This window comes from Pedobacter sp. (genome assembly GCF_046462515.1).
In the GTDB taxonomy this organism is placed as follows: Bacteria; Bacteroidota; Bacteroidia; order Sphingobacteriales; family Sphingobacteriaceae; genus Pedobacter.
On the sequence record NZ_JBKGVD010000004.1, the window covers coordinates 267881 to 293288 of the forward strand.

At 36.2% G+C, this 25408-nt stretch carries 23 protein-coding genes; 8 read left to right on the forward strand and 15 right to left on the reverse strand.

Features of this window, described 5'->3' with window-relative positions:
* Nucleotides 1-57 precede the first annotated feature (57 nt).
* The 3 genes from rfbB to rfbA are packed head-to-tail and all read left to right on the forward strand — an operon-like array spanning nt 58 to nt 2869.
* Complete coding sequence (gene rfbB / locus ACLHG9_RS04690; RefSeq protein WP_410220365.1) at nt 58-1110, forward strand: dTDP-glucose 4,6-dehydratase; 1053 nt, start codon at nt 58-60, stop codon at nt 1108-1110.
* Between the two features lie 16 nt (nt 1111-1126).
* Nucleotides 1127-2002 (forward strand): dTDP-4-dehydrorhamnose reductase, encoded by an 876-nt coding sequence (gene rfbD, locus ACLHG9_RS04695; RefSeq protein WP_410220366.1) that lies wholly within the window; start codon nt 1127-1129, stop codon nt 2000-2002.
* Between the two features lie 6 nt (nt 2003-2008).
* Nucleotides 2009-2869, forward strand: a complete 861-nt coding sequence (rfbA, locus tag ACLHG9_RS04700; protein WP_410220367.1) for a glucose-1-phosphate thymidylyltransferase RfbA — start codon at nt 2009-2011, stop codon at nt 2867-2869.
* A 45-nt stretch (nt 2870-2914) separates the two neighbouring features.
* On the opposite strand, the gene ACLHG9_RS04705 is transcribed toward rfbA, so the two are convergent.
* From ACLHG9_RS04705 to ACLHG9_RS04770, 14 genes are all read right to left on the reverse strand, one after another.
* Complete coding sequence (locus ACLHG9_RS04705) at nt 2915-4660, reverse strand: ABC transporter ATP-binding protein (RefSeq protein WP_410220368.1); 1746 nt, start codon at nt 4658-4660, stop codon at nt 2915-2917.
* 88 nt (nt 4661-4748) lie between these two features.
* Entirely contained in the window at nt 4749-5315 is a 567-nt protein-coding gene (frr, locus tag ACLHG9_RS04710; RefSeq protein WP_410220369.1) for a ribosome recycling factor, read from the reverse strand.
* Between the two features lie 34 nt (nt 5316-5349).
* On the reverse strand, nt 5350-6057 hold the full coding sequence (gene pyrH / locus ACLHG9_RS04715; protein WP_410220370.1) for a UMP kinase: 708 nt from the start codon (nt 6055-6057) through the stop codon (nt 5350-5352).
* A gap of 43 nt (nt 6058-6100) precedes the next feature.
* Nucleotides 6101-7192 (reverse strand): N-acetylglucosamine-6-phosphate deacetylase, encoded by a 1092-nt coding sequence (nagA, locus tag ACLHG9_RS04720; RefSeq protein WP_410220371.1) that lies wholly within the window; start codon nt 7190-7192, stop codon nt 6101-6103.
* A 102-nt stretch (nt 7193-7294) separates the two neighbouring features.
* Nucleotides 7295-8134: a translation elongation factor Ts gene (gene tsf / locus ACLHG9_RS04725; protein WP_410220372.1), complete on the reverse strand. Its 840-nt coding sequence runs from the start codon at nt 8132-8134 to the stop codon at nt 7295-7297.
* 102 nt (nt 8135-8236) lie between these two features.
* Nucleotides 8237-9061: a 30S ribosomal protein S2 gene (gene rpsB / locus ACLHG9_RS04730; RefSeq protein WP_243359960.1), complete on the reverse strand. Its 825-nt coding sequence runs from the start codon at nt 9059-9061 to the stop codon at nt 8237-8239.
* An 18-nt stretch (nt 9062-9079) separates the two neighbouring features.
* A complete protein-coding gene (gene rpsI, locus ACLHG9_RS04735; RefSeq protein ID WP_243359958.1) occupies nt 9080-9466 on the reverse strand; it encodes a 30S ribosomal protein S9 in 387 nt (128 codons plus the stop codon).
* A gap of 16 nt (nt 9467-9482) precedes the next feature.
* A complete protein-coding gene (gene rplM / locus ACLHG9_RS04740) occupies nt 9483-9926 on the reverse strand; it encodes a 50S ribosomal protein L13 (RefSeq protein ID WP_243359937.1) in 444 nt (147 codons plus the stop codon).
* 122 nt (nt 9927-10048) lie between these two features.
* Complete coding sequence (locus ACLHG9_RS04745; protein ID WP_410220373.1) at nt 10049-10588, reverse strand: ORF6N domain-containing protein; 540 nt, start codon at nt 10586-10588, stop codon at nt 10049-10051.
* Between the two features lie 60 nt (nt 10589-10648).
* Nucleotides 10649-12754: an ATP-dependent DNA helicase RecG gene (gene recG, locus ACLHG9_RS04750; RefSeq protein ID WP_410220374.1), complete on the reverse strand. Its 2106-nt coding sequence runs from the start codon at nt 12752-12754 to the stop codon at nt 10649-10651.
* A gap of 6 nt (nt 12755-12760) precedes the next feature.
* Nucleotides 12761-13642, reverse strand: coding sequence for an EamA family transporter (locus ACLHG9_RS04755; RefSeq protein ID WP_410220375.1), 882 nt, complete (start codon nt 13640-13642; stop codon nt 12761-12763).
* Nucleotides 13643-13668: 26 nt separating this feature from the next.
* Complete coding sequence (locus tag ACLHG9_RS04760; protein ID WP_410220376.1) at nt 13669-14049, reverse strand: RidA family protein; 381 nt, start codon at nt 14047-14049, stop codon at nt 13669-13671.
* Nucleotides 14050-14060: 11 nt separating this feature from the next.
* Entirely contained in the window at nt 14061-14174 is a 114-nt protein-coding gene (locus tag ACLHG9_RS04765; protein ID WP_317228597.1) for a DUF6728 family protein, read from the reverse strand.
* 138 nt (nt 14175-14312) lie between these two features.
* Nucleotides 14313-14936, reverse strand: coding sequence for a porin family protein (locus tag ACLHG9_RS04770; RefSeq protein WP_410220377.1), 624 nt, complete (start codon nt 14934-14936; stop codon nt 14313-14315).
* A gap of 322 nt (nt 14937-15258) precedes the next feature.
* Between ACLHG9_RS04770 and ACLHG9_RS04775 the strand changes: the two genes are divergently transcribed.
* Nucleotides 15259-16971, forward strand: coding sequence for a glycoside hydrolase family 3 protein (locus tag ACLHG9_RS04775; RefSeq protein WP_410220378.1), 1713 nt, complete (start codon nt 15259-15261; stop codon nt 16969-16971).
* 37 nt (nt 16972-17008) lie between these two features.
* Here ACLHG9_RS04775 and ACLHG9_RS04780 read toward each other — a convergent pair whose 3' ends face one another.
* Nucleotides 17009-17494, reverse strand: coding sequence for a thioredoxin family protein (locus ACLHG9_RS04780; RefSeq protein ID WP_410220379.1), 486 nt, complete (start codon nt 17492-17494; stop codon nt 17009-17011).
* A 150-nt stretch (nt 17495-17644) separates the two neighbouring features.
* Here ACLHG9_RS04780 and ACLHG9_RS04785 point away from each other — a divergent pair, with 150 nt between their 5' ends.
* The 4 genes from ACLHG9_RS04785 (at nt 17645) to ACLHG9_RS04800 (ending at nt 25357) form a co-directional block, all read left to right on the forward strand.
* Nucleotides 17645-18304 carry a TatD family hydrolase gene (locus ACLHG9_RS04785; RefSeq protein WP_410220380.1) on the forward strand — a complete coding sequence of 220 codons (660 nt, stop codon included), beginning with the start codon at nt 17645-17647 and terminating at the stop codon, nt 18302-18304.
* A gap of 40 nt (nt 18305-18344) precedes the next feature.
* A complete protein-coding gene (locus tag ACLHG9_RS04790) occupies nt 18345-19142 on the forward strand; it encodes a ThiF family adenylyltransferase (protein WP_410220381.1) in 798 nt (265 codons plus the stop codon).
* 119 nt (nt 19143-19261) lie between these two features.
* The gene (locus tag ACLHG9_RS04795; RefSeq protein ID WP_410220382.1) at nt 19262-22477 is read left to right on the forward strand and encodes a UvrD-helicase domain-containing protein; all 3216 of its coding nucleotides are present in this window, start codon (nt 19262-19264) and stop codon (nt 22475-22477) included.
* Nucleotides 22478-22495: 18 nt separating this feature from the next.
* A complete protein-coding gene (locus tag ACLHG9_RS04800) occupies nt 22496-25357 on the forward strand; it encodes a PD-(D/E)XK nuclease family protein (protein WP_410220383.1) in 2862 nt (953 codons plus the stop codon).
* Nucleotides 25358-25408 lie beyond the last annotated feature (51 nt).

Below are 25408 nucleotides of genomic sequence, written 5' to 3' on the forward strand. Positions count from 1 at the left end.
GGATTTTATTCTTAAACAGATTCTTATATTTTTGTTACAAACAAAAACAATACTAAATTGAAAAAGATCTTAATTACCGGAGGTGCAGGCTTTATCGGGTCGCATGTTGTACGTCGTTTTGTAAATAGATATTCCGACTATCATATTGTAAATTTAGATAAGCTTACCTATGCAGGTAATCTGGCAAATCTTTCAGACATTGAAGATAAATCTAATTACAGTTTTGTAAAAATTGATATTACAGATGCCTCGGCAATTAACCAGCTCTTTAGCCGTGAGAATTTTGCTGCAGTTATTCATTTAGCTGCCGAAAGTCATGTAGATCGCTCAATTACCGACCCTACTGCATTTGTGATGACCAATGTAATAGGTACCGTAAACCTGCTAAATGCAGCAAGAGAGTATTGGAAAGGCGATTATGAACATAAAAGGTTTTATCACATTAGTACAGATGAAGTTTATGGTGCTTTAGGCGAAACAGGTATGTTCACCGAAACAACGGCTTATGATCCACATAGTCCTTATTCGGCATCAAAAGCAAGTTCAGACCACTTTGTAAGAGCTTATCATGATACTTATGGAATGGATTGTGTAATTTCTAACTGTTCTAACAACTACGGTTCTCACCATTTTCCTGAAAAGTTAATTCCTTTGGCAATCAATAATATTAAAAATAATAAACCGGTACCCGTATATGGTAAAGGAGAAAATGTAAGAGATTGGTTATGGGTAGAGGATCATGCAAGAGCTATTGATGTGATTTTTCATCAAGCTAAAACCGGAGAGACCTATAACATCGGTGGTCATAATGAATGGAAGAACATTGACCTTATCCATTTACTCTGCAAAATCATGGATGGTAAACTGGGCAGAGAGCCTGGAACATCTGCCAAACTCATTACATTTGTTACCGACCGGGCCGGTCATGATCTTCGCTATGCAATAGATTCAACTAAACTACAAAAAGAGTTAGGCTGGACCCCAAGTCTGCAATTTGAAGAGGGACTGGAAAAAACGGTGGACTGGTATTTAGCCAATGAAGAATGGCTAAACAATGTAACTTCCGGCAATTATCAATCTTATTACGAAAAACAATATAACGGCCGCTAAAATTTGAATTAAACTTATGGATAATACAATTTTAGTAATAGGTGCCGGCGGGCAGCTAGGGCATTGTCTGAAAGATGTAGCAAAAGCTGATCGTATCACAAATATTATTTTTCCTGAAGAAGGAAGTGCTAACATCTTAGATGAAAATTCTTTGCATAAGTTATTTACAGGTGTAAAGCCCAATTATGTAATCAATTGTGCTGCTTATACAGCCGTTGATAAGGCTGAGGACGAAAAAGATATAGCTGCTGCAGTAAATGAAACAGGTGCAAAGAATTTAGCGGTGCTATGCCATGAATTTAATGCCACACTTATTCATATCTCTACCGATTTTGTATTTGAAGGAAATACCGTAAAACTTCTTACAGAGGAAGACACAGCCCACCCCATTAACGTTTATGGTTTAACCAAGTTAAATGGCGAAAAAAGAATTTCAGAGAATTTAAAGGCATATTTCATTTTGCGTACAAGCTGGCTTTATTCTGAGCATGGCAATAACTTTACAAAAACCATGCTTAAGCTAGGTGCAGAAAGAGATGAGCTGAATATCATCGCTGATCAGGTTGGCACACCTACTTACGCCATGGATTTAGCTGCTGTTATTTTGCACATCATTGCTTCAAATAGTAACCAGTATGGCACTTATCATTACAGCAATGAAGGTGTAACCTCTTGGTTCGATTTTGCCAAGGCAATATTTGAGATAGGTAAATTATCTGTAAAAGTAAACCCAATACCTACAAGTGCATATCCAACCAAGGCCAAACGCCCTCATTTTTCGGTAATGGATAAAAACAAAATAAAGAGTACCTTTAACATAGATATTCCATACTGGCGCAACAGTTTGGAAAAATGTATAACTGCAATCAATACCCAAAGCAAACTAAGCTAAATTTATATGAAAGGAATAATCTTAGCCGGAGGAAGTGGAACCCGTTTACATCCTTTAACACTCGCAACCAGCAAACAAATGATGCCGGTTTACGATAAGCCGATGATATACTATCCACTTTCTACTTTAATGTTAGCAGGTATTAAGGAGATTTTAATTATCTCTACTCCGCATGACCTTCCAAATTTTGAAAAGCTTTTGGGAGACGGTTCACAATTAGGGTGTAAGTTTAGCTATGCTGTACAACCTGAACCCAATGGATTAGCCCAAGCTTTTGTAATAGGGGAAGAATTTATAGGGAAAGACAAAGTAGCACTTATACTTGGTGACAATATTTTTTACGGCGATGGTATGGCAAAGCTATTACAAAACAGTGCCAATCCTGAAGGAGGAGTTGTTTTTGCTTACCAAGTATCAGATCCTGAAAGATATGGGGTTGTGGAATTCGATAAAAATCATCAGGTGATTTCCATAGAAGAAAAGCCTAAAGAGCCTAAATCTGATTATGCGGTACCTGGCCTATACTTTTACGACAATGACGTGGTTGAAATCGCGAAAAACATTAAACCATCCGCACGTGGGGAATATGAAATTACAGATGTGAATAAAATCTATCTTGAACGTGGTAAACTTAAAGTAGGTATTCTGAGTAGAGGAACAGCCTGGCTTGATACAGGAACTTTCGCTTCGCTTATGCAAGCCGGACAATTCGTTCAAATTATTGAAGAACGACAAGGCCTAAAAATTGGATGCATTGAGGAAATCGCTTACCGCATGGATTTTATTAATGCGGATCAGTTAAGAAAGATCGCTGAACCGTTAGTTAAAAGCGGATATGGCGAGTATCTGCTAAAAATTATAAAATAGAAGGGGGCTTAAGCCCCCTTCTATTTTAACATCTTATTTTCGTCTCTAATCGGCCCGCTCTCCAACCTGCTGGCGCCACATGGCGTAATATAAGCCCTTTTCAGCCAACAAATCATCATGACCACCTTGTTCTATAATATGGCCCTTTTCAAGCACGTATATACGGTCTGCATGGCGTATAGTAGATAGTCTATGTGCAATAAGTATGGTAATATGCTGTTCTAAGACCGAAACGTCTTTTATGGTAGCTGTAATTTCTTCTTCTGTGATAGAATCTAATGAAGAAGTTGCCTCGTCAAAAACCAAAATATCAGGATTACGTAAAAGAGCTCTTGCAATAGATAACCGTTGTTTCTCTCCTCCTGAAACCTTAACGCCTCCCTCACCAATCACACTATCCAAGCCTTTTTCTGCTCTTGCCAGTAAGGTATGGCATGCCGCCTGACGTAAAACTGTTAAACATTCTTCATCAGTAGCATCGGGTTTTACAAACAGTAGATTTTCTCTGATTGTTCCTGAAAATAGTTGAGTATCTTGTGTAACAAAGCCTATTTTTTCGCGCAACTGATCCAGATTAATTTGGTTACCTGGTATATCATTATAAAAAACCTCTCCTTCAACTGGTTGGTATAAACCTACCAAAAGTTTTACCAAGGTGGTTTTTCCAGAGCCTGAAGGGCCAACAAAGGCAACCGTTTCTCCACTATTTACATTAAAATTAATATGATTTAAAGCATTGTTCTTTCCTGTAAGATGCTTAAAGCTAACCTGATCAAAAGTTAATTTCCGCACTTTATCTAAAGCAACCGGGTTTTGAGGTTTTTGATCAACAGGAGTATTCAAAATATCTTTAAAACGATTTAAAGACACCTCTGCCTCACGCCAGGTTAAAATTACATTACCCAATTCCTGTAAAGGTCCAAACAGAAAGAAAGAATAAAATAAAAAAGAGAAATACTGTCCAGGCGATATGGCATTGTCAAAAATAAGGATCAGCAATACCACAACCATAGTACTTCGCACCAGATTAACCGTAGTACCTTGAACAAAGCTCATGCTCCTTACATATTTTACTTTGCGCAATTCGAGACCTAATATTTTATAGGTTGTTTTATTGAGTCTATCTATCTCCTGATTGGCCAGACCTAGGCTTTTTACCAGTTCAATATTTCTGAGCGACTCTGTGGTAGAACCGGCAAGCGCCGTAGTCTCGGTTACAATTTTACGTTGTATAACCTTAATTTTACGACTTAAAAACCAGCTTACAAATGCAATAATTGGAATGGATGCAATGTAAATTAAAGTAACCTTATAACTTACGCTTAAAGAATATACGATTACAAATACCATCCCTATTAAGCTTACAAATAAAATACTGATAAAGGAGGTAATAAATTTCTCGCAGTCTGTTCTAACTTTTTGTAAGATACCTAAGGTTTCTCCACTTCTTTGATCTTCAAACACCTGGTACGGAAGTTCTAATGAATGCTTTAAACCATCAGCGTACATTCTTGCCCCTACTTTTTGTACAATAATATTGGTAAAGTAATCCTGAAAGTTTTTAGCAATACGCGATACCATAGCCGCTCCTACTGCCAAGCCTATCAAGCCCAGTACTCCCCAAACAAATTCAGTTCTTTGCAGATGGTCTTTTTTCTCTATAAAGTTATCTACTATTCGTCCGGTAAAATAAGGATCCATTAATGAAAAACCTATGTTTAAGGCAGCTAAGAACAGCGCAAATATGACCGTCCATTTATAAGGTTTAAGGTATTGTATCAATAAATTCATCTTTCTCAATTATAAGGATGCAAAAATAAAAAAAGGGAATGTAGCAAAACCACAATCCCTTTTTGTTTACATTTCACCGATATAAGTTTTATATCGTCATGATATCTTTTTCTTTAGCTTCGGCATGTTTATCAACCTTAACAATATAATTATCAGTTATTTTTTGCACTTCTGCTTCACCAGCTTTTATCTCATCATCAGAAACATTATCTGAGGTTTTTAGCTTTTTAATCTTCTCGTTAGCGTCTTTACGGATGTTACGTATTGTTATACGTCCCCTTTCTGCTTCTTCTTTTACTTTTTTAACCAGTTCTTTCCTGCGCTCCTCAGTTAAAGGTGGTACAACCAATCGAATTACACTTCCATCATTTTGTGGATTAATACCAATATTAGCTTCCATAATGGCTCTTTCAATAGGTATTAACATATTTTTTTCCCAAGGCTGGATGATTAAAGTACGGGCATCGGGTGTATTGATACCTCCAACCTGTGCTAAAGGTGTAGCGCTGCCGTAATAATCTACCATAATACCATCAAGCATACCTGCTGATGCTTTTCCTGCTCTGATCTTGGTTAACTCTGATTCACAATGCGCAATAGCTTTATCCATATTTGCTTGAGCATCGGCTAATTGTTTCTTTATGAGGTCGTTCATATCTTATTGTCTTTATACAAAAATATAAAATTCGTTATCCTTTTACTAATGTGCCAATTTCTTCACCATTGGTTATTTTCATAAAATTGCCGGTTTTATTCATATCAAATACGATAATAGGCAAATCGTTCTCTTCGCAAAGTGTAAAAGCGGTCATATCCATTACATTTAGATCTTTTTCATAGACTTCCTTGAATGTAATCTCATCATATTTTTTCGCTGAAGGATCTTTTTCAGGATCGGCAGTATAAATACCATCCACTCTTGTACCTTTTAGTACCACATCTGCTTTAATTTCAATAGCTCTTAAAGCAGCTGCAGAATCTGTTGTAAAGTAAGGGTTACCAGTACCCGCACCAAATATTACGATGCGCCCCTTCTCTAAGTGACGCACAGCTCGTCTGCGGATAAAAGGCTCGCAGATTTGCTCCATTTTTATAGCTGTTAATAAACGGGTTTTTAATCCTACTTTCTCTAAGGCATCTTGCAGAGCCATACTATTGATTACGGTAGCAAGCATTCCCATATAATCAGCCTGTGCCCTATCCATACCCGATTTTTCGGCACTCAGACCTCTAAAAATGTTTCCGCCTCCAATAACAATGGCAATTTCCATTCCTTTACTATGAACAGCCTTAATATCTTCGGCATATTGCTTAACACGATCGTTATCAATACCATACTGCTTATCACCCATTAACGATTCGCCGCTAAGCTTAAGTAGAATTCGTTTATATTTCATAAAGCGCAAAATTACAAGATTTTTCTAATTGGGCAGGTTTATTCTATTTTATTTCTTTTCCGTTAAAAAATATACTCTTCAGTTCAAGATTACGATCCAAGATCAAAAAGTTACTATCATTACCTAGCTCCAAAGCGCTAGCTCTATTAAAAGCAGCGGATAATTTTGAAGGATATGTTGTAGCCATAGCAATTGCAGTAGGTAAATCAATATTGCAATGCCCTACACAATTTTTAACTGCCTGCAACATCGTTAAAGATGAACCAGATAGTGTTCCATCAGGCATTACAAACTTCCCATCAACCGCTTTATGCTGGTAAGGGCCAGTATTACAATCTGTAACTGCATCAGTAATTAAGAACAATCGTTCTTTCATTTGCTTATGTGCCATCTTTACCACTTCAAAATCTACATGCATACCATCTGCTATAATACTTGCCATTGCACTAGGGTGATTAAATACAGCTGTAGGTATGCCTGGCCTTCTGTGTAAAATTGGTGACATAGCATTAAATAAATGAGTAGTGGTTTGTACGCCTTTATTGTATGCGGCCGTTGCCTCTTCAAACGTGGCATCGCTATGCCCTAAAGAAACAATAATGTTGTGATCTATGAGGTAGGTAATAATCTCATCGTCCTGCAATTCAGGCGCAAGCGTGATCATTTTAACTGTTCCTTCTCCAAAATCCAATAAAGCTTTAATCTCATCTAAAGAAGCCTTTCTGATATATTCTAAAACGTGGGCTCCTCTTTTTTTAGGGTTGATAAAAGGTCCTTCAAGATGTAAGCCCCAACAGTTTTTTGCATTTTTTTGGTGTGTTTTCATAACCTCTATACAACGGTTAAAAACTTCAGGAGTATTGGTTGCCAAACAAATCAAGAAGCCTGTTGTACCTTCTTTTAATAATTGATTTTCTATAAAATCAATGCTTTCAAGTGTAGGATTAGCAGAAAAGAGCTCTCCTCCCGCTCCATAAATCTGCAGGTCTATAAAGCCCGGGATTAGCAAATCTCCATTATACAATACATCATCATTTGTTTGTATACTGGTAATGCCTTTTTCTGTAAAGCCAAAATTTTCTAAGCGTTTAATTTGGTTATGATAAAAAACGTTCAGGTTTTCTACGTTTAACATGACAATAAGGATAAAGAATTAATATACGAATAACGGCTTTTTATCTTGCAAAAAAAAAGCTTCAGGTTAAACCCGAAGCTTTCAAATTTATTTAATTGCTAATTAAGCGCCTAATTGTACGCGTTTAAAAGCAGTAACTGTTAATCCTTTAGAAGTATTATCTAAGAATTTACGAACATCTACTGAACCATCTTTAACAAACTCTTGATTTAATAAAGTATTTTCTTTGTAGAATTTATTCAATTTACCAGCAGCAATTTTTTCAACCATTTCTTCTGGTTTACCTTCTGCACGGATTTGTTCTTTAGCAATCTCTAACTCACGCTCTATAGTAGAAGCATCAACATCAGCCTTGTCTAAAGCAACTGGGTTCATAGCAGCAATTTGCATTGCAACGTCTTTACCAGCTTCTTCAGCACCTGCTACGTCTTCATTTAAAGCCACCAATACACCTAAACGATAGTTACCATGGATATAGGCAACTACTTTTTCTCCGTTAACTACTTCGTATTTAGAAATACCGATTTTTTCACCAATTTTACCTGTATTTTCTACGATTGATTCTTCTACTTTTTGTCCGTCTATTTCTAAAGCTAATAAATCAGCTAAAGAAGCAGGATTTTTTTCAATTGCTAAATCAGCAAATTTTTGACCTAAAGCAACGAAATCTGTATTCTTAGCAACGAAATCTGTTTCGCAGTTTAACTCGATAATTACACCACGTTTACCATCTGCAGTAGCTTTAGCAATTACTACTCCTTCGTTGTTATCTCTGTCTTGACGAGAAGCAGCTACTTTAGCACCTTTTTTACGTAAGTAATCAACTGCGGCTTCAAAATCACCATTAGATTCCATTAATGCTTTTTTGCAATCCATCATGCCGGCACCAGTTTGTTGGCGTAATCTATTTACATCTGCGGCAGAAATTTGTACTGTTGACATTTTTTTTCTTTTTTAAATGTTTTATAAAAAGTATGGGTTACAAGTTATACGTTGTAAGCAAGCCTGCAACATAACACTCATAACCCATAACAGTTATTTTAATTAGGCTTCTTTACTGTCTTCTGTAGATGATTCTACTTCTGCAGCAGCTTTTTTACCTTTTTTTGCAGGAGCTTCAGGTGCATCAGCAGCCGTTTTAGCAGCTACCGCTTCTTTTTCAGCTTCCTCATCCTTCTCACGCTTGCGCTCCTCTAAACCTTCTTCGATAGCTTTAACGATTACGCTAGTAATCAAAGAGATTGATTTTGTAGCATCATCATTAGCTGGAATAGGGAAATCAATGTTTGAAGGATCAGAGTTTGTATCAACCATTGCAAAAGTAGGAATGTTTAATTTCAAAGCTTCTGCCACAGCGATATGCTCTTTCTTAACATCAATTAAGAAGATAGCCGCAGGTAAGCGGTTCAAATCAGCGATACCACCTAAAAGGTTCTCTAATTTGATACGCTCACGTTGGATCATTAAGCGCTCTTTTTTAGAAAGAATTGCATAAGTACCGTCTTTAGTCATTTTATCGATGTTAGCCATCTTTTTGATTGACTTACGTACAGTAGCAAAGTTAGTTAACATACCCCCTAACCAACGCTCGGTTACGAAAGGCATATTTACTTTTTTTGCTTGATCAGCAACGATTTCTTTTGCTTGTTTTTTAGTAGCAACAAATAAAATCTTACGACCAGATTTTACAATTTGTTTTATTGCAGAAGCAGCTTCTTCTGTTTTTGCTAAAGTTTTATTTAAATCAATAATGTGGATTCCATTACGCTCCATGAAAATATAAGGAGCCATTTTTGGATTCCATTTGCGGGTAAGGTGTCCAAAGTGTACACCTGCATCCAATAAGTCTTGATATGTTGTTCTTGCCATTGTTTTGTCTCCTTAAGATTAACGTTTACTGAATTGGAATCTCTTACGAGCTTTTGCACGTCCTGGTTTCTTACGCTCAACCATACGCATATCACGGGTCATTAACCCTTTAGCACGTAAAGCAGATTTTTTCTCAGCATCAAGTTCAACAATAGCTTTAGCAATAGCTAAACGAACAGCCTCGGCCTGACCTTTAACACCGCCACCTGATACATTTACTTTAACATCGTATTTACCAGCAACCTCGGCAACCTCAAACGATTGGTTTACGATATATTGTAAAGGCAAGGTAGGAAAATATACTTTATAGTCTTTACCATTTACGGTAATAGCACCGTTGCCGTCTGTTAAATAAATACGGGCAACTGCTGTCTTTCTTCTTCCTGAAGTATTTGTAGTTGACATTTCTTTTCTCCTTTAATTAAAGTTTAATGGTTTTTGGTGATTGTGCCGCATGCGGATGCTCAGAACCAGCATAAACATAAAGGTTGGTATATAATTTTTTACCCAACTTAGTTTTAGGCAACATACCACGTACAGCTTTTTCTACGATACGAGTAGGATGCTTTGCCAATAACTCCTTAGGAGAAATAAATCTTTGACCACCTGGATAACCTGTATAAGAAATGTATTCTTTCTCTTCTAACTTGTTACCAGTTAATTTAACCTTGTCTGCATTAATAACGATTACGTTATCTCCGCAGTCTACGTGTGGGGTGTACTCTGGCTTGTTTTTTCCTCTGATAATCATTGCGATTTTAGAAGACAAGCGCCCCAAAATCTCTCCTTCTGCATCAATAACAACCCACTGTTTGTTAACAGTTTTAGCATTCGCAGAGACAGTTTTGTAACTTAACGTATTCACTTGCTTTTATTTAATTTGTTAATAATTTTTTATAATCCCGCTTTTTACGGGACTGCAAAGATACGGCAATTAATTGAATTACAAAACAGTTAAGTAAAAAAGTTTTGGGTAAAATGTAAAGGCTATAAGTTATCTGGTTTGAACCCTATTCTTTTTCGAGGAACAGCTTTCTTTTCAGTTAACTCATCCAAATATGTAAATACCAGTTCTATATTCTTATCGTGATTTTGCAGATGCTTTTTAATCTTGGCAATTTCTTGCCTTACTTCTGTATGTTCATTAAGCAATTTGCGTAAACGGGCAAAAACCCTTACAATCTGTATGTTAGCCTGTATAGCCTGCTGGCTGTTAAGCACACTAGACAACATCAACACTCCGTATTCTGTAAAAACATTGGGCAGGTAGGTTCTTCCACCTCTTCTGCCTTTTGAGGTCGCAATTTGCGACCTCAAAGAATTCCATTCTACATCTGTTAATTTAAACATAAAATCTTCGGGGAAACGATCAGGATTTCTGTGAACCTGTTCATTTAATCTTTTCGTTTCAACTTGATAAAGTTCTGCCAAATCACTATCGAGCATAACTTTTTGCCCTCGTATTTCATAAATCTTATTGATGACAACTTCATCATTAAAAGAGGAAGGAGCGTTTTTATTTGTCATGGATTATAATTCTTTATTCTTCAAGATAACAATTATAACGAGTAATACCAGCAGATGACATTAGGAAATCTTATTAAAAGAAATCCCTTGACTTTTGCGATTGAGATAATTTTTCAAGAGGTTGTTCTCTGGTTTTTCTAAGAGTTGATCCTCCTTTAAAATCTCTATTACCGTGTTTCTTGCTTCCTGCAATATAACCTGATCATGAGCCAGATCCGCTACTTTCAACTCTACTGTGCCACTTTGCTGGGTTCCGCTAATATCACCAGGCCCTCGTAACTGCAGATCAACTTCAGAAATCTCGAACCCATTATTTGTTCTAACCATAGTTTCTAGACGCTGTTTAGAAGTTGGGTTTAATTTATTCCCCGACATTAAAATACAAAATGATTGTTCAGCCCCGCGCCCCACCCTTCCACGTAACTGGTGCAACTGCGACAAACCAAATCTTTCTGCATTTTCAATTACCATTACCGATGCATTAGGCACATTGACACCAACTTCTATAACCGTAGTGGCCACCATAATCTGTGTTTTACCTTCAATAAAACGTTGCATTTCAAATTGCTTATCGGCATTGCTCATTTTGCCATGCACAATACTGATCTGGTAATTAGGTTGTGAAAACTGATAGCTTAATTGCTCAATACCTGCTTCGAGATGCAGCAAATCCAGTTTCTCACTTTCCTTAATTAAAGGATAAACTATATACACCTGCCGGCCCTTGGCAATTTCCTGTTTCAAAAAGCCAAACATTCTCAAGCGTTGACTCTCATAAAAATGTCTGGTATCAATAGGTTTCCTTCCTGCAGGCAGTTCATCTATTACCGATACATCCAGATCACCATATAGAGTCATGGCTAAAGTTCTAGGTATAGGAGTAGCTGTCATTACCAAGATATGGGGAGGAATGTTGTTCTTTCTCCAAAGCTTCGCCCTCTGCTCAACCCCAAACCTATGCTGTTCATCAATTACAACCAGTCCCAGGTTCTTAAATTGAACTTTATCTTCAATCAAAGCGTGTGTACCAATTAAGATATCTATTTCACCGTTTTCTAATTGTTGATGTATTTGTGTACGTTGCTTTTTAGTTGTACTTCCGGTTAAAATGGATACTTTTACCAAGTCATCTTTAATCAAATCTACTATAGATTGATAATGCTGTCTGGCCAAGATTTCCGTAGGTGCCATCATGCAGGCTTGGCAACCATTATCATTAGCCAACAGCATACTCATTAATGCCACAACCGTTTTGCCGCTTCCAACATCACCTTGCACCAATCTGTTCATTTGCGCACCTCTCTGTGTATCTATCCTGATTTCTTTAATTACACGCTTTTGTGCATTAGTTAAATCGAAAGGTAAAATCTCATTATAAAACTTATTTACCTTTTCTCCCACATTGTTAAAAAGAGCTCCTTTAAATTTTAAGCTATTGATTTGTTTGCTATACAGCAGCTGTAATTGTATAAAGAAAAGTTCTTCAAATTTTAAACGTCTTTGTGCTTGTTGGAGCATAGCTGCACTTGCCGGGAAGTGAATATGTCTATAGGCATCTTTACGAGATATCAGTCTGTATTTTTCCAATACATAGCTTGGTAGGGTTTCTCTGATTTCATTTACATGCAGTTCTAAAATAAGCTGTATCAGCTTTTGCAGACCCTTGCTGTCCAAAAAGCTTTTCTTCAGCTTTTCAGTAGAATTATATATGGGCTGCAGCGTTAAATTTCCCGTAAGTCCTTGTTGGCGGGGGTAGTTTTCCAACTCAGGATGCGAAATGCTGAATGTTCCGTTAAATAAAACAGGTTTCCCAAAAGCAATGTAAGTACCTCCATTTACAATATGTTCATCTACCCATTTCAGGCTCTGGAACCAGACTAATTCCATTATTCCAGTATCGTCTGCAAACTTGGCTACAATTCTTTTCTTCTGTTTATCACCAACTGTTTCTTTACTGATAACCTTACCTGTTACCTGGACTAAAGGCAAATCGGAATTTAGCTGGTTAATTTTATAGAAGCGAGTTCTATCTATATATCTGAAAGGAAAATGTTCTAAAAGTTGCGCATAAGTTGATACACCCAGCTCTTTTTGTAAAAGCTCTGCACGCTTAGGACCAACGCCTTTTAAATAAACTAAAAGTGTATCTAAATTATTAGCGAACAATACTTTCTATTTTATTTTAAAAGTAAGAATATCTTTTATCAACTTCCAATTAAAGAGAAAAACGGCAAAAAGCAATAATAAATATGCCGTAATCTGGTGAGCATCTATATGCTCATTAAAATATAAGATAGCCACTGCAAAAGCAATGATTGGATTAATATAAATAATGATACCCAGCGTTGAAGAAGGAATTCCTACCAATGCAAATAGGCTTAAAAACAAAGGAATAATAGTAAAAACAATTGCAATGAGGAATATATTTAACCAAAAGCTTGTCTCAGCAGGTACTTGGGTATGTTGATAAAAAAACAAAGGTATCATCAGCAAGACAGCAATTGAAATCTGAAATGCCAAAACATTAAGTTTATCCAAGTTTTGCATCTTACGCTGTAAAATCAGATAAAATGCATAAAGTGCAGCAACTATAACCGACCATGTTACTTCTAAAAAAGAACCGGTGGCCAGCATTAAAATACTGGTTGTTGCAATAGCCAGAGCTGTCATCTGCAATTTTGAAAGATGCTCTTTTAAAATAAGATATCCTCCAAAAGCAGTAATTAAAGGACATACCATATAAGCAAATGCACCCGATTTGATACTGATATTATTGATTGCAAAAATAAAAGTATACCAGTTTGCTGTAAGCAATAAGGTTGAACCAATAATCTGAGCAAGAATAACTCGCTTTGTTTTACGGTCTACAGATTCGAAATATGCAAGATCTTTTTTAAGCTCTGCCTTACGGAACAAAAAAATAACTGCCCATATAACCAGCAAAGAAGCAAAAATGCGGAAATATAAAATCTGATTGGCAGGGTAAGCCCTTAGATTTCTTAGCGGAATGGCAAAGAAACCCCATATTGCTGTTGAACCAAATGCCGACAACAAGTATTTTGATTTATTATTGGTCAACTTTATCCTTTATACGCAGTTACTGAAATCTCAACATTAACACCTTTTGGCAATCCTTTTACAGCCACGGTTTCTCTTGCCGGAAAATCACTTTTGAAATAAGAACCATAAACCTCATTAACTTCTGCAAACAAAGACATATCTGACAAGAAGATTGTTGTTTTTACCACATCTGTTAACTGGTAACCAGCTTCTACCAGTACCGCTTTTACATTACGCATTACCTGATGTGTTTCTTCTTTTACAGAACTTATATTTAATTCGCCGTTTTCAGGATTAATTGCAATCTGGCCCGAAGCAAATAAAAATCCATTAGCAATTACTGCCTGGTTATAAGGTCCTATCGGAGCTGGAGCATTGGTGGTATTAATGATTTTTTTCATTACGTTAACAATTAAAAGAATATTTTATAAAGAATACCTAATACAAACATGGTTATAGCAATAATATTAATCCAACGCATAACCTTTAGATTAAAGTTCGACTCTTTCTGTTGTTTATTTTCCATGTCAAATATGAATACACAAAGCTAACAAAAGTTTAAAATTCATACTCTTTTCCTACGCAATACTTTACGAAACATCCATATAACAAAAAATCTCGTCCGGTTTCCCGAACGAGACAATAAATCTTGAGTTTTAAACAGTTAAAACTTTACACCTAACCCAACCTGAAATACTTGATTCTTAAATTCAGGTGTAGTTGTGGTTCCGTTTTCATTGTTTTTCTGGAAATCCAGCGCATAACGTCCAAAAATTCCAAATTGGCTATTCACATCAAAACGGGCACCTATTACCCCTCCCAATAAGCTCTTTTTAAAACGATCTGATTCGTCTTCAACAATTTTTTGCTCGGTTACAGCAAAGCCGTTTTCAAATTTATTATTGGTTGATAATAGGAAAGACACCTGAGGACCAGCTACTAAATTCAAACCCGGAGCCAATTGAATGCTAGCCAGAATAGGCAAATCTATAAAATGCGTGGTTTGGGTAAACTTACCAAAGCTCGATGTTAATTTGTACCCTTTGGTTGAATACAACAACTCAGGCGTAAAGGCCAGGTTTGGCAATAATTTAATGTCTAAGGTCACACCTGCATTATAACCCACTAAATAATCTGATTTAAAATCATTATTTCCATCATCTTTTATGATATTGGAATAGTTAAGTCCGCCTTTAACCCCTACCCTGATGATTTTATCGGTAGATTGTGCTTTTACACCTGCGGCCATAAATACGAAAGCGACTGCTGCAATTAATAACTTTTTCATTGTGTATAAATTTTTGGTTCTACCGTAACCTGTAATAATAATGCCAATTCAACAGAGTTTATCATAAGTTGTAGCTGAGAAATCCCGTAAACCTCATTAAAAACCAGCTATTTAAAAATTATACAATCCAGTTATAACCTATGAGCATTACTCATTTTAGTGTCTATAAAAAAATACAGCCCTTGCTTTCAATTAAAAATATAAGCTTATGAAATTTTGTAAAATTTTAACTCCTTTTTTGATTTTATTAATATTTATTGACCTGTTGATATAAAAATTTAGCATTTTTGAATTTATAACTCACATATCATTTAAGAACCTGATGAAGAAATTATTGACTTGTGGCTTTGTTTTTTCGGCCATGTTTGGTCTGAGCGCAGCAAAAGCACAAAATCAGCAAAAATCGTATTTAGAACTTTTAAAAGACGAACCTAAATGGGTAGATTCTGTATTTAATCGTTTAAGTAAGCGCCAGAAGATTGCGCAAATGTTTTTTGTAAGAGCCCATACCAATTTGCCTAAAGCTTTTCAGGATTCCATCGGGAAAGTTATCAAAAAAGAAAGAGTTGGCGGATTGATTTTCTTTCAGGGTGGGCCTGGTCGTCAGGCAATATTAACCAACCAATACCAGAAGAAAGCAAGAGTACCTTTATTGATTGCCTCTGATGGAGAATGGGGTTTAGGAATGCGCTTAGACAGTACTATTTCGTATCCCTACCAAATGGCTTTAGGCGCCATACAAGACAAGCAGTTAATTTACAAAATGGGACTTGAAGTAGCCAAGGATTACAAGAGAATTGGCATGCACATGAACCTTGCACCCGACGTGGATGTAAACAACAATGCTAAAAACCCAGTAATCAACTACCGTTCTTTTGGTGAAAACAAATATAATGTAGCCGAAAAAGGCGCTGCTTATTTAAAAGGTATGCAAGACGGAGGATTAATGGTTAGCATTAAACATTTCCCTGGGCATGGCGATACAGATGTAGATTCACATTACGATCTGCCTCAGCTTAAATTTACTGCCGAGCGTTTAGATACGTTAGAACTTTATCCCTTTAAAGAACTGATCAAGCAAGGCGTATCAGGTGTAATGATTGCACACATGAATATTCCAGCATTAGATCCAACACCAAACCTTCCTTCCACACTTTCAAAGCCTATTGTTACTGGTCTTTTAAAAGAAAAGTTAGGATTTAAAGGCATTATCATTTCTGATGCAATGGAAATGAAAGGTGTAGTAAAGTATTTCAAAGATGGTGAAGCCGATGTAATGGGTGTAATTGCGGGCAACGATATTTTAGAGCTATCCGAAAACAGTAAGCGGGCAATCAAAATGGTTAGAAAAGCCGTTAGAGAAGACCGCATCAGTATGGAGAGAATTGATGAGAGTGTAAAAAAAATCTTAACAGCCAAATACTGGGCAGGATTAAACAAAAACGTTTTTGTTGACGAAAACAATGTTTATGAAGGTGTTAACAGGCCTGAAAGCTATACTTTACTTAAACAACTTGCCGATGCAAGCATGACTTTAGTGAGAAATAATGGCTATTTGGAGCGCCTCACCCCAAATAAAAGACTGGTGATCATTAATTTAGGCACCCCAAATGAAACAACTTTCCAGAAAGAGCTTAGCACATTCTATAAAAACGCTATTGTTTATAATATTGATAAAAACGCAAATACGGCAGCTATCACTACAGTTGTAAATAATATTCTGCCAGACGACCAAGTAATTATAGGTATTTTTGACACACGTACCCGTCCAGGAAACAACATCCCTTTAAATCAGGATGTTAAAGCTTTTATTGCAGATATGGCCAAAAAAGATGTAGGTTTTGCCTTATTTGCAAATCCTTATAATTTAGCTAACATTCCAGGTATTGAGAATGCAAAAGCGCTTTTGGTTGCTTATCAGAAAGAAGATTATATGCAGAAATCAGCCGCTTCGGTGTTTAAAGTTCAGCTTATACCTACCGGAAAATTACCGGTTACAGCCAATAATTATTTTAAATCAGGAGATGGTTTATAATTACAAAAAAGGTGTCTGAAAATTTCAGACACCTTTTTTATTTTGCATTAACCGCAGCTACTGTCCAGTTTTTTAAGAAATCTAAGATCAGCTTAGGGTCATGTCCATTACCTTTTTCAAGATAGGCCGAATTTTGGATATGAATAACTTCACCCGCTCCATTTAGGATTACAAAAACCGGGAAACCAAAACGACCAGGATTTTTCAATCGTTTTAACGTTTCTTCGTTCTTGTTTTCCGGACTGTAATTTACCAATACGGTTTCGTATTTTTCGTTCAGATAGTTCTTTAATTCAGGTGTAGCATCAACCAAATCATGAAATCTGATGCACCACACACACCAATTACCACCTACCTGAACAAACACGTTTTTATTTTCTTTCTTGGCCTTAGCTATCGCCTTATCCAGATCAGCTTTTGCATTGGCTTCTACATTGTAAATTTTAACCGGTTTATTATCTGTTTGCGCATTTGCAGCCAGCATACCCATAACGCAAATTAAAAGCAATAATATTCTTTTCATTATTTTGAATTTTAGGATTTTAACGTGTAAAAATAAGAAATCGGTATGGGCTATTAATATCTGCCTACTGAATTTTACTTTTATCTGTAAATAATTTATTCCATTGGTCAGATGGAGCTTAGCATGTTTTGGTTAGTTTTGTGTTGTGTTATGCCACTTTTTTTAGATATACATACCCATACTGTAAAGCAGAGTAAAGATATAACGGCTATACAAAGTCTTTCCGTTACAGAGAATATTTTTCTGGCTATGCCTAAAATCAAACCTATTTCTCTTGGCATACATCCTTGGTATGGTAATTTACCAGATCTACAAACTCATATGAAATATCTGGAAGTGCTGGCCAAACAACAAAATGTTAAACTGATTGGAGAATGCGGACTGGATAAATTACGTGGAGCTTCTCTAAATGAGCAATTAGAAATTCTAAGACAACAAGTACAACTCGCAGTTCAATTGAATAAGCCTTTGATTTTACATTGTGTAAAAGCATTTGACGAATTGATTACTTTAAAAAAACAATTAGAACCATCCGTTCCCATGATTATACATGGTTTTGATAAGAAACCTGAATTGGCTTTACAACTTATACATAATGGCTTTCTGCTTTCTTTTGGTTCAGGGTTAATTAAACATCCTTCAACTGCATTAACGTTTCAGCAAACCAATGATATGTTTTTTTTAGAAACCGATGACAGTAACTTAAGCATAGAGGAAATTTACCAAAAAGCAGCAGAATTAAAGAAAATAAGTATAGAACAGCTTAAAGATATTATTTTTGCCAACTGGAAAAAGTTGAACTTATTATAGTTCAGCCACAAAGCTTATTTTTAGAATTAACAACAATTAAATGTCTGATTTAGCATGGCTGTCACGTTCTGCCCTTTTGGTAGGTGATGAAGGAATTGAAAAATTACAAACCAAACATGTTCTGGTAGTAGGTTTAGGAGGTGTGGGTTCATTTGCCGCAGAATTTGTTTGCAGAAGTGGTGTAGGCGAAATGACCATTGTAGATGGCGATGTGGTTGATCCCAGTAATCGTAACAGGCAATTACCTGCACTCTCAACCAATCATGGTATTGCTAAAGCAGAAATCATGCGTGAAAGATTATTAGCTATTAATCCTCAGTTAAAGCTTCATGTTATCCAGGATTTCCTGACACCCCAAAAATGCCGTGAAATTTTAAGTACGAAGTTCGATTATATCATGGATTGCATCGATAGCATCACACCTAAAGTTACCTTGCTATCAACCGCCTTGCAATCTAACCTTCCTATTGTAAGTTCTATGGGAGCAGGTGGAAAATTAGATCCCACCAAACTGCGTGTAACCTATTTAACAGATACCTATCAGTGTGTATTTGCACAATATGTGCGTAAACGTTTAAAAAAATTAGCCAATGCAAGTTCTATAAAAGCTGTTTTTTCTATTGAAGAAGTAATGAAAGAATCGCTTATCATGACCGATGGAAGTAATTTCAAACGCTCGGCTTACGGAACCATTTCTTACTTACCAGCTGCCTTTGGCGGGGTTTGTGCTTCAGTAGTTATTCGAGACCTATTAGGTTATAAAGTAGATATTGAAAAAAGACCCGAACGCATCAGCAAAAAATCAATCGCTAAAGCCAAACAGAAAAAAGAATCATAAATAGATTTCTGTATTTAGCTGTATAAATACGTTTTCAGGAGAGTAGCTTTAGGGAAAAATCACATGGATTTAGCTAAGCTTAGCAAATAATTGTAAGTTTAAGATCCGAAACTGATTTTATGCCCAAACCCTTAAAAATCTTACAAGCTTCTGCCGGCTCGGGTAAAACCTTTAGCCTTGCGGCACATTATCTTACCTTATTGTTCAGTAATGAGAACAAATACAGGGAAATATTGGCCGTAACTTTTACCAATAAGGCTACAGAAGAGATGAAAACTCGTATCCTTTCGGTATTAAAAGATTTGGCTCAAGGTAATGAAAAAGCAAAGGCATACCAGAACATCATCTTAAAAGCACATCCACACCTCGACCCAGAAACCCTAAAGTTAAAAGCAGATTTAATCTATCGCAAAATCCTGCACGATTACAGTCGTTTTGCAGTGAGTACCATAGACGGGTTCGTACAAAAAGTAATCAGGGGCTTTGCTTTTGAACTTGGATTAAATGCAGATTATAATTTAGAAATGAATTATGATAAAGTTAAGGATGAACTTGTAGCCAAACTCGACAAAAATTTAGATCATAACAAAAATTTACTACAGTGGATTATAGATCTGGCGCTTGAACGTATTAGCGAAAATAAAAGCTGGAACTACAAAGATGAACTTTCACGCCTCATTGGCGAAATTTTCAAAGAAAGTTTCGAAGTATTTGAAGAAGCCCTGCACCAAACCGGACTCGAAAATATTGATGAGCTTTTTAAGCATTACGTGCTTATTACCAAAAAGCAATTAGCAGATTATGAGAACGAGCTGACCGCAATAGGCGAAGAAGGCAGAAAGCTATTTGAAAAACACAGCATTACCGTAGATCAGCTCAAAGGAAAATCAAGAAATCCTTTGTTAAAGATCCAGTTGCTGGCCAATCAAAATTTTGAAAAGATTACCGATATCTTCAAAATGGAAGATGATGCTGATAATTGGTTTCAAAAAGGTGTTGATCTGCCCGGTTTTTACCAAGAATTCAATGCGCTGATCAAAAGATTAAGGGCCTACCACGAGAGCAATTTACCTGCCTATACACTTGCCACTGCATTTAACAAAAACCTGTATTATATGCGCATCATGCAGGAAGTTGCATTATTGCTAAGTGAATACCGCAATGAAAACGATAATCTGCTAATCAGCGACGCGCAAAAGCTGATTACCGGAATTACAGATGATGCAGGAGAAAACCCTTCCTTTATTTGGGAAAAAGTAGGTTCAAAATATCATAATTTCCTATTCGATGAATTTCAGGATACTTCTGGAAGCCAATGGAAAAGCTTCAGGTCGTTGTTAAAAAATGCAATGGCAGCTCCCAGCGAAAAAATGATAGACAACCTAATTGTGGGCGATACTAAGCAATCTATTTACCGTTGGCGCGGGGGCGATTGGAATATTCTATATCAGCAGGCAAAAAACGATGTGGGTTTTGAACAGGTTCTGGAAGATAGCTTAGAGGAGAATTACCGCAGCACATCAAACATCATCAAATTCAATAATTACCTGTATCAGTCTATTCCCCTGCTGCTGCAAACGCAACTCAACAATCTGCTTACCGAAAATTCAGCACTTGAGCAGTGGTGGCAACAAATGGGTTTCAGTCAAATTCTTACCTCTATTTATAGCAGAGCCAGTCAGAATTTAGCCAGCAATACTAAATCTGGGGGTGTAATCAAAGTTAAACGATTTGGTAAAGAAGAAGAAAGCAGCCGTTATACTGAAACCGTATTTAGAGATCAGGTTATCACAGATGTGATCACAGAAATTAAAGATCTGATTACCGCTAAGAAATATCAGGCCAAAGACATTGCAATATTGGTTCGTTCAAATGCCGAAGCTGAATTATGTGTAAACCGTTTAATGGAAGAAGGTATTCCTGTTTTATCAGGTGATGCACTTTTAATAGCCAGCAATTCAGCTATACAATTGATCATCAATACGCTGAAAATACTGGTAGGATTAAATGAACAAACCGCATTATACAAAGCCAATGCTATTTCTTTGTACCATCACATCAAACAAGAAAAAGTTGATATTAGCCAGTATTTTGATCTTAAAATCAAAGAACTTTCGCAACTTAAAGACGGGCTGCCACAAACTTTATGCGAAAACTGGCAAACTTGGTTACAGCTACCGCTCTCAGAGTTAATTGAAAACCTTATCGAAAGCTATGGTATTGCCCGATCAAATGTGCACCTACCTTATTTGTTAGCCTTTAGGGATCTTGCCGGACAGGCAACCAGATTGGGAGAAAAAGGCATTGTTTCTTTCTTAAAATGGTGGGATGAAGATGGGTGCAAAAAATCTCTACCCTCTCCCGAAAAAGCGGAAGCCGTGCAAATTATTACGATACACAAATCCAAAGGATTGGCTTTTAGAGCAGTGTTTATCCCTTTTTGCTTATGGAGTTTGAAAACCAAATCAGACAGTATATTCTGGGTTCCGGCACACGAAACAGCCTATTATCAATTAGGTGGCATACCTTTACGTTTTAGTGATTCTTTAGCCAGCAGCAAAGTAGCAAAGTCTTATTTTGAAGAAGTGTTATATAGCTGCATGGACAGTCTAAATATGCTATATGTAGCTACCACAAGAGCCATAGATTATATGTATTTGGGTATAATGGATAAAACAGACCGTTCTAAAATTACTGTAATCGGTGATATCCTATCTCAATCTTTAACAGACCTCGACCTTTCTTTTGATGAAACCAATGAATATATAATTGATGAGTATATAAGTTCAGTTGGTACCGATGAAGAAAAGCAACTGATCAGGTTGGAACAGTACCCTACAACAGAACGTTTGTCTGAATTATATGTTCCTCCACAGGAAAAACATCTGAAACATATCTTAAATCTTGAAAAATCGGGTCGAAAAGGTTCTATTTTACATGATATTTTAGCTAATGCCAATACAGAAACCGGAGTTGAAAATTATCTTTGGAAATTACTGATGGATGGCGATATCACTTCGGCAGAAAAGGATAAATTAAAGACAGATGTACTGGAAGTATTGAATCATCCGGAACTAAAGGAATTGTTTGCCGGTTCTTCGGCGCATATCATTGAGCAGAACATCATTGATGTTAATGGAAAACTCCATCGTCCAGATAGAATTATGCTCAAAGCAGATCAGGTAATTATTCTGGATTACAAGTTCACCCTTACAAAAAGCGATCTGCATATTCAGCAATTAGAAACATATAAAGAACTTTTGAAGCAAATGGGCTATGAACATATCCGGGCGTATCTGTTTTATGCCGCAACAAAAGAATTGATAGAGGTTTAAATCATTAGCAATAATATCATGAGTCCATTTTTAAAAGAAGTTGCCCAAGATCTCTATAACAAATTTGGTTTGGATATACAGCACTGCGCTATAGTATTTAACAACAAACGTCCTGCTACTTATATCCAGAAATATTTGGCTGATATTATTCAAAAGCCATTTTTCAGCCCTAAAATATACACAATACAAGAGTTTTTTTCTGCTGCTGTACCAGAAAAAATAGCTGATTTCTATCTACAGTTCTTCACTCTACTTGAAATTTATAATCAATTACTTAAAGAAGAAGGCTTACAAGCATTAAAAAGCAGTCACTTTTTTCCATTGGCTAAGATTATCTTAAGCGATTTCAGTCAAATAGATAATGATCTGGTTGATGCCAACAAACTATACCGTGAACTGGAAGACATTTCTAAAATCAATTTAGAATTCGATTACCTCACTACAGAACAATATCAGTTTCTTTCACAGTTCTGGCAATCGTACTCAGAAGGCAGGCATAAGCGCCAACAGGAATTGTTTATACAAATGTGGCGACGGATGCCTAAATTGTATCACCTATTCCATCAAAGGTTAAAAGAAAAGCATTGCATCACCAACGCCGGTGCATACAGGTATTTAGCCAGCACAAATATTGGCGAAATAGATTTTATCAAAGACTTTGAAAAAGGTAAAATCGTATTTGTAGGCTTTAATGCACTAAGTAAGGCCGAAGCTAAATTATTTACCCAATTACAGGAAAGCGGAAAGGCTATTTTCTATTTTGACACAGATAGTTATTACCTGAACGATCCCTTACAGGAAGCGGGGTTGTTCTTGCGTAAGAATATTGAACAACTTCAACTCAAAAATGAATTTGATAACGAAATAAGCTACCTGAAAGCAGAAAGCAGACCTGTAAATGTTTATCAGGTACAAGGGCAGGCTGCTCAGGCCAAAATTCTAAATAATATCCTTGAAAATGACTATTTAAAAAACGAAGAAGTAGGTACTACAGCTGTAATTTTAGCTGATGAGTCATTATTAATACCCGCATTGCAGACTATCCCTATAAATTTTAAAGGCCATGCGGTTGATCTAAACGTAACTATGGGATTCCCCTTGAATATCTCTACAGTTTATGGGCTTGCAGATCTTTGGCTCAGCACACAACTGGAGCTCAGATCAAAAGATAACAAAAGCAAGGTAGGATATGAGAATATAGAAGCTTTTTTAAGCCATCCTTTAACAGGAATAACCCAGGCCAATAAAAACAAAATCCTAAAAAAATTACTAGAAGAAAATGCTGTTAAGGTGGATAGCCAGCGTTTACTCAACCAAAAAGGCATTTTTGAAAAGTTTTATACCCGAGTAGAAAAATCTTCACAGCTTATACCACAATTATTAGATGTGATGGATTTTCTTCTGCAACGCTTATCAAATCGGCAAACCTTAAAAAAAATAGATGCAGAATTATTGGTAAAGACCATACAAGAGTTAAACCGTTTAAATGATACTATAACTCCATACCTAGCGAATGAAGAACCTGAGTTTGTAATTACTCTTATTCAAAAGGCCTTACAAAGTATCAGCGTGCCTTTAAGTGGCGATCCGTTAAATGGCATACAGCTTATGGGCTTATTAGAAACCCGGAACCTGAATTTTGATAAAATTGTTTTCTTAGGTTTTAATGAAGGGATTATCCCTAAAACTTCAATTGGCAGTAGTTTTATTCCCGATAGTATCAGACGCGTTTTCGGCTTACCTGTATTAGAAAATTTAGATGCAATTTCTTCTTACATGGTATATCGCCTATTACAAAGGTCAAAAAATATAAATTTTGTCTATAATGCTTTAACAGATGAAACTACAACCGGAGAAGCCAGTAGAATATTAAAACAATTAGCTTATGAAAGTGGCTATGATTTCAACTATTATGAGCTTGATTTAAGTATTTCTACAGAACAAAGAAAAGATCTTGAAATCAATAAAAATAATCCTCAAATAGTTGAGGCCCTCAACCAATTCTTAACCAAGCAGAAAACCATCTCTCCTTCTGCACTTTCTACTTATATAGCCAATCCTGTAGACTTCTTTTTTAACTACATAGCAGGCATTAAAGAACCACAGGAAGTTACGGGGAATATAGAAGCTAATGAATTGGGTACTATTTTACATCTGGTAATGGAAAAGTTTTATGAACCATTTAAAGGTTTACAGGTAAGTAAGGTACAAATTCATGAGCAGCGTAAAAATCTAAGAGCTATAATTAATTCAGCATTTTGCGAAATCAGAAAACTGCCGATAAACACCCGTGAATTTTCGGGTATGCAAGAAGTGGTTATGGCCATAGTAGATGCTTATGCCAATATCATCCTCAATAGGGATGAAAATGAGGCACCTTTTAAAATCATTGATCTGGAATACAAAATTAGTGTAGAAATTCCTTTCGAATTAAAGGGTAAGCAGGAAAGCATAAAAATCTATGGCATTGTTGACCGGGTTGATGAAAAAGAGGGTATCGTTAGGATAATTGATTACAAAACAGGTAAAGATAAATTAAGTTATGGTTCCATTGATAAGCTTTTTGATACAGATGACAAACATATTAATAAAGCCCTGATCCAAACTTTGTTATACACCTATGCTTTTGAAATACAATCGGGTATAAAAGATGTTGAACCCAATCTGTATGTAGTAAGAACCATGAGCGATGGTAATGTACATTTTAAAAGCGGCAGGCAAACGCTTAAACATGAATATCTTGCAGAAACAAAAGCAGATTTTTTAGCTAACTTACAATTAAAGCTACAGGAATTATTTGACTTGAATATACCATTCAGGGTTAGTGCTGTGCCAGACAACTACCAATATTCTATATACAAAACATTGTTTAACCAATAAAAATATAAGATATTTTTTAGGTTTGTAAGAACCTCGTTCACAATATTAAAC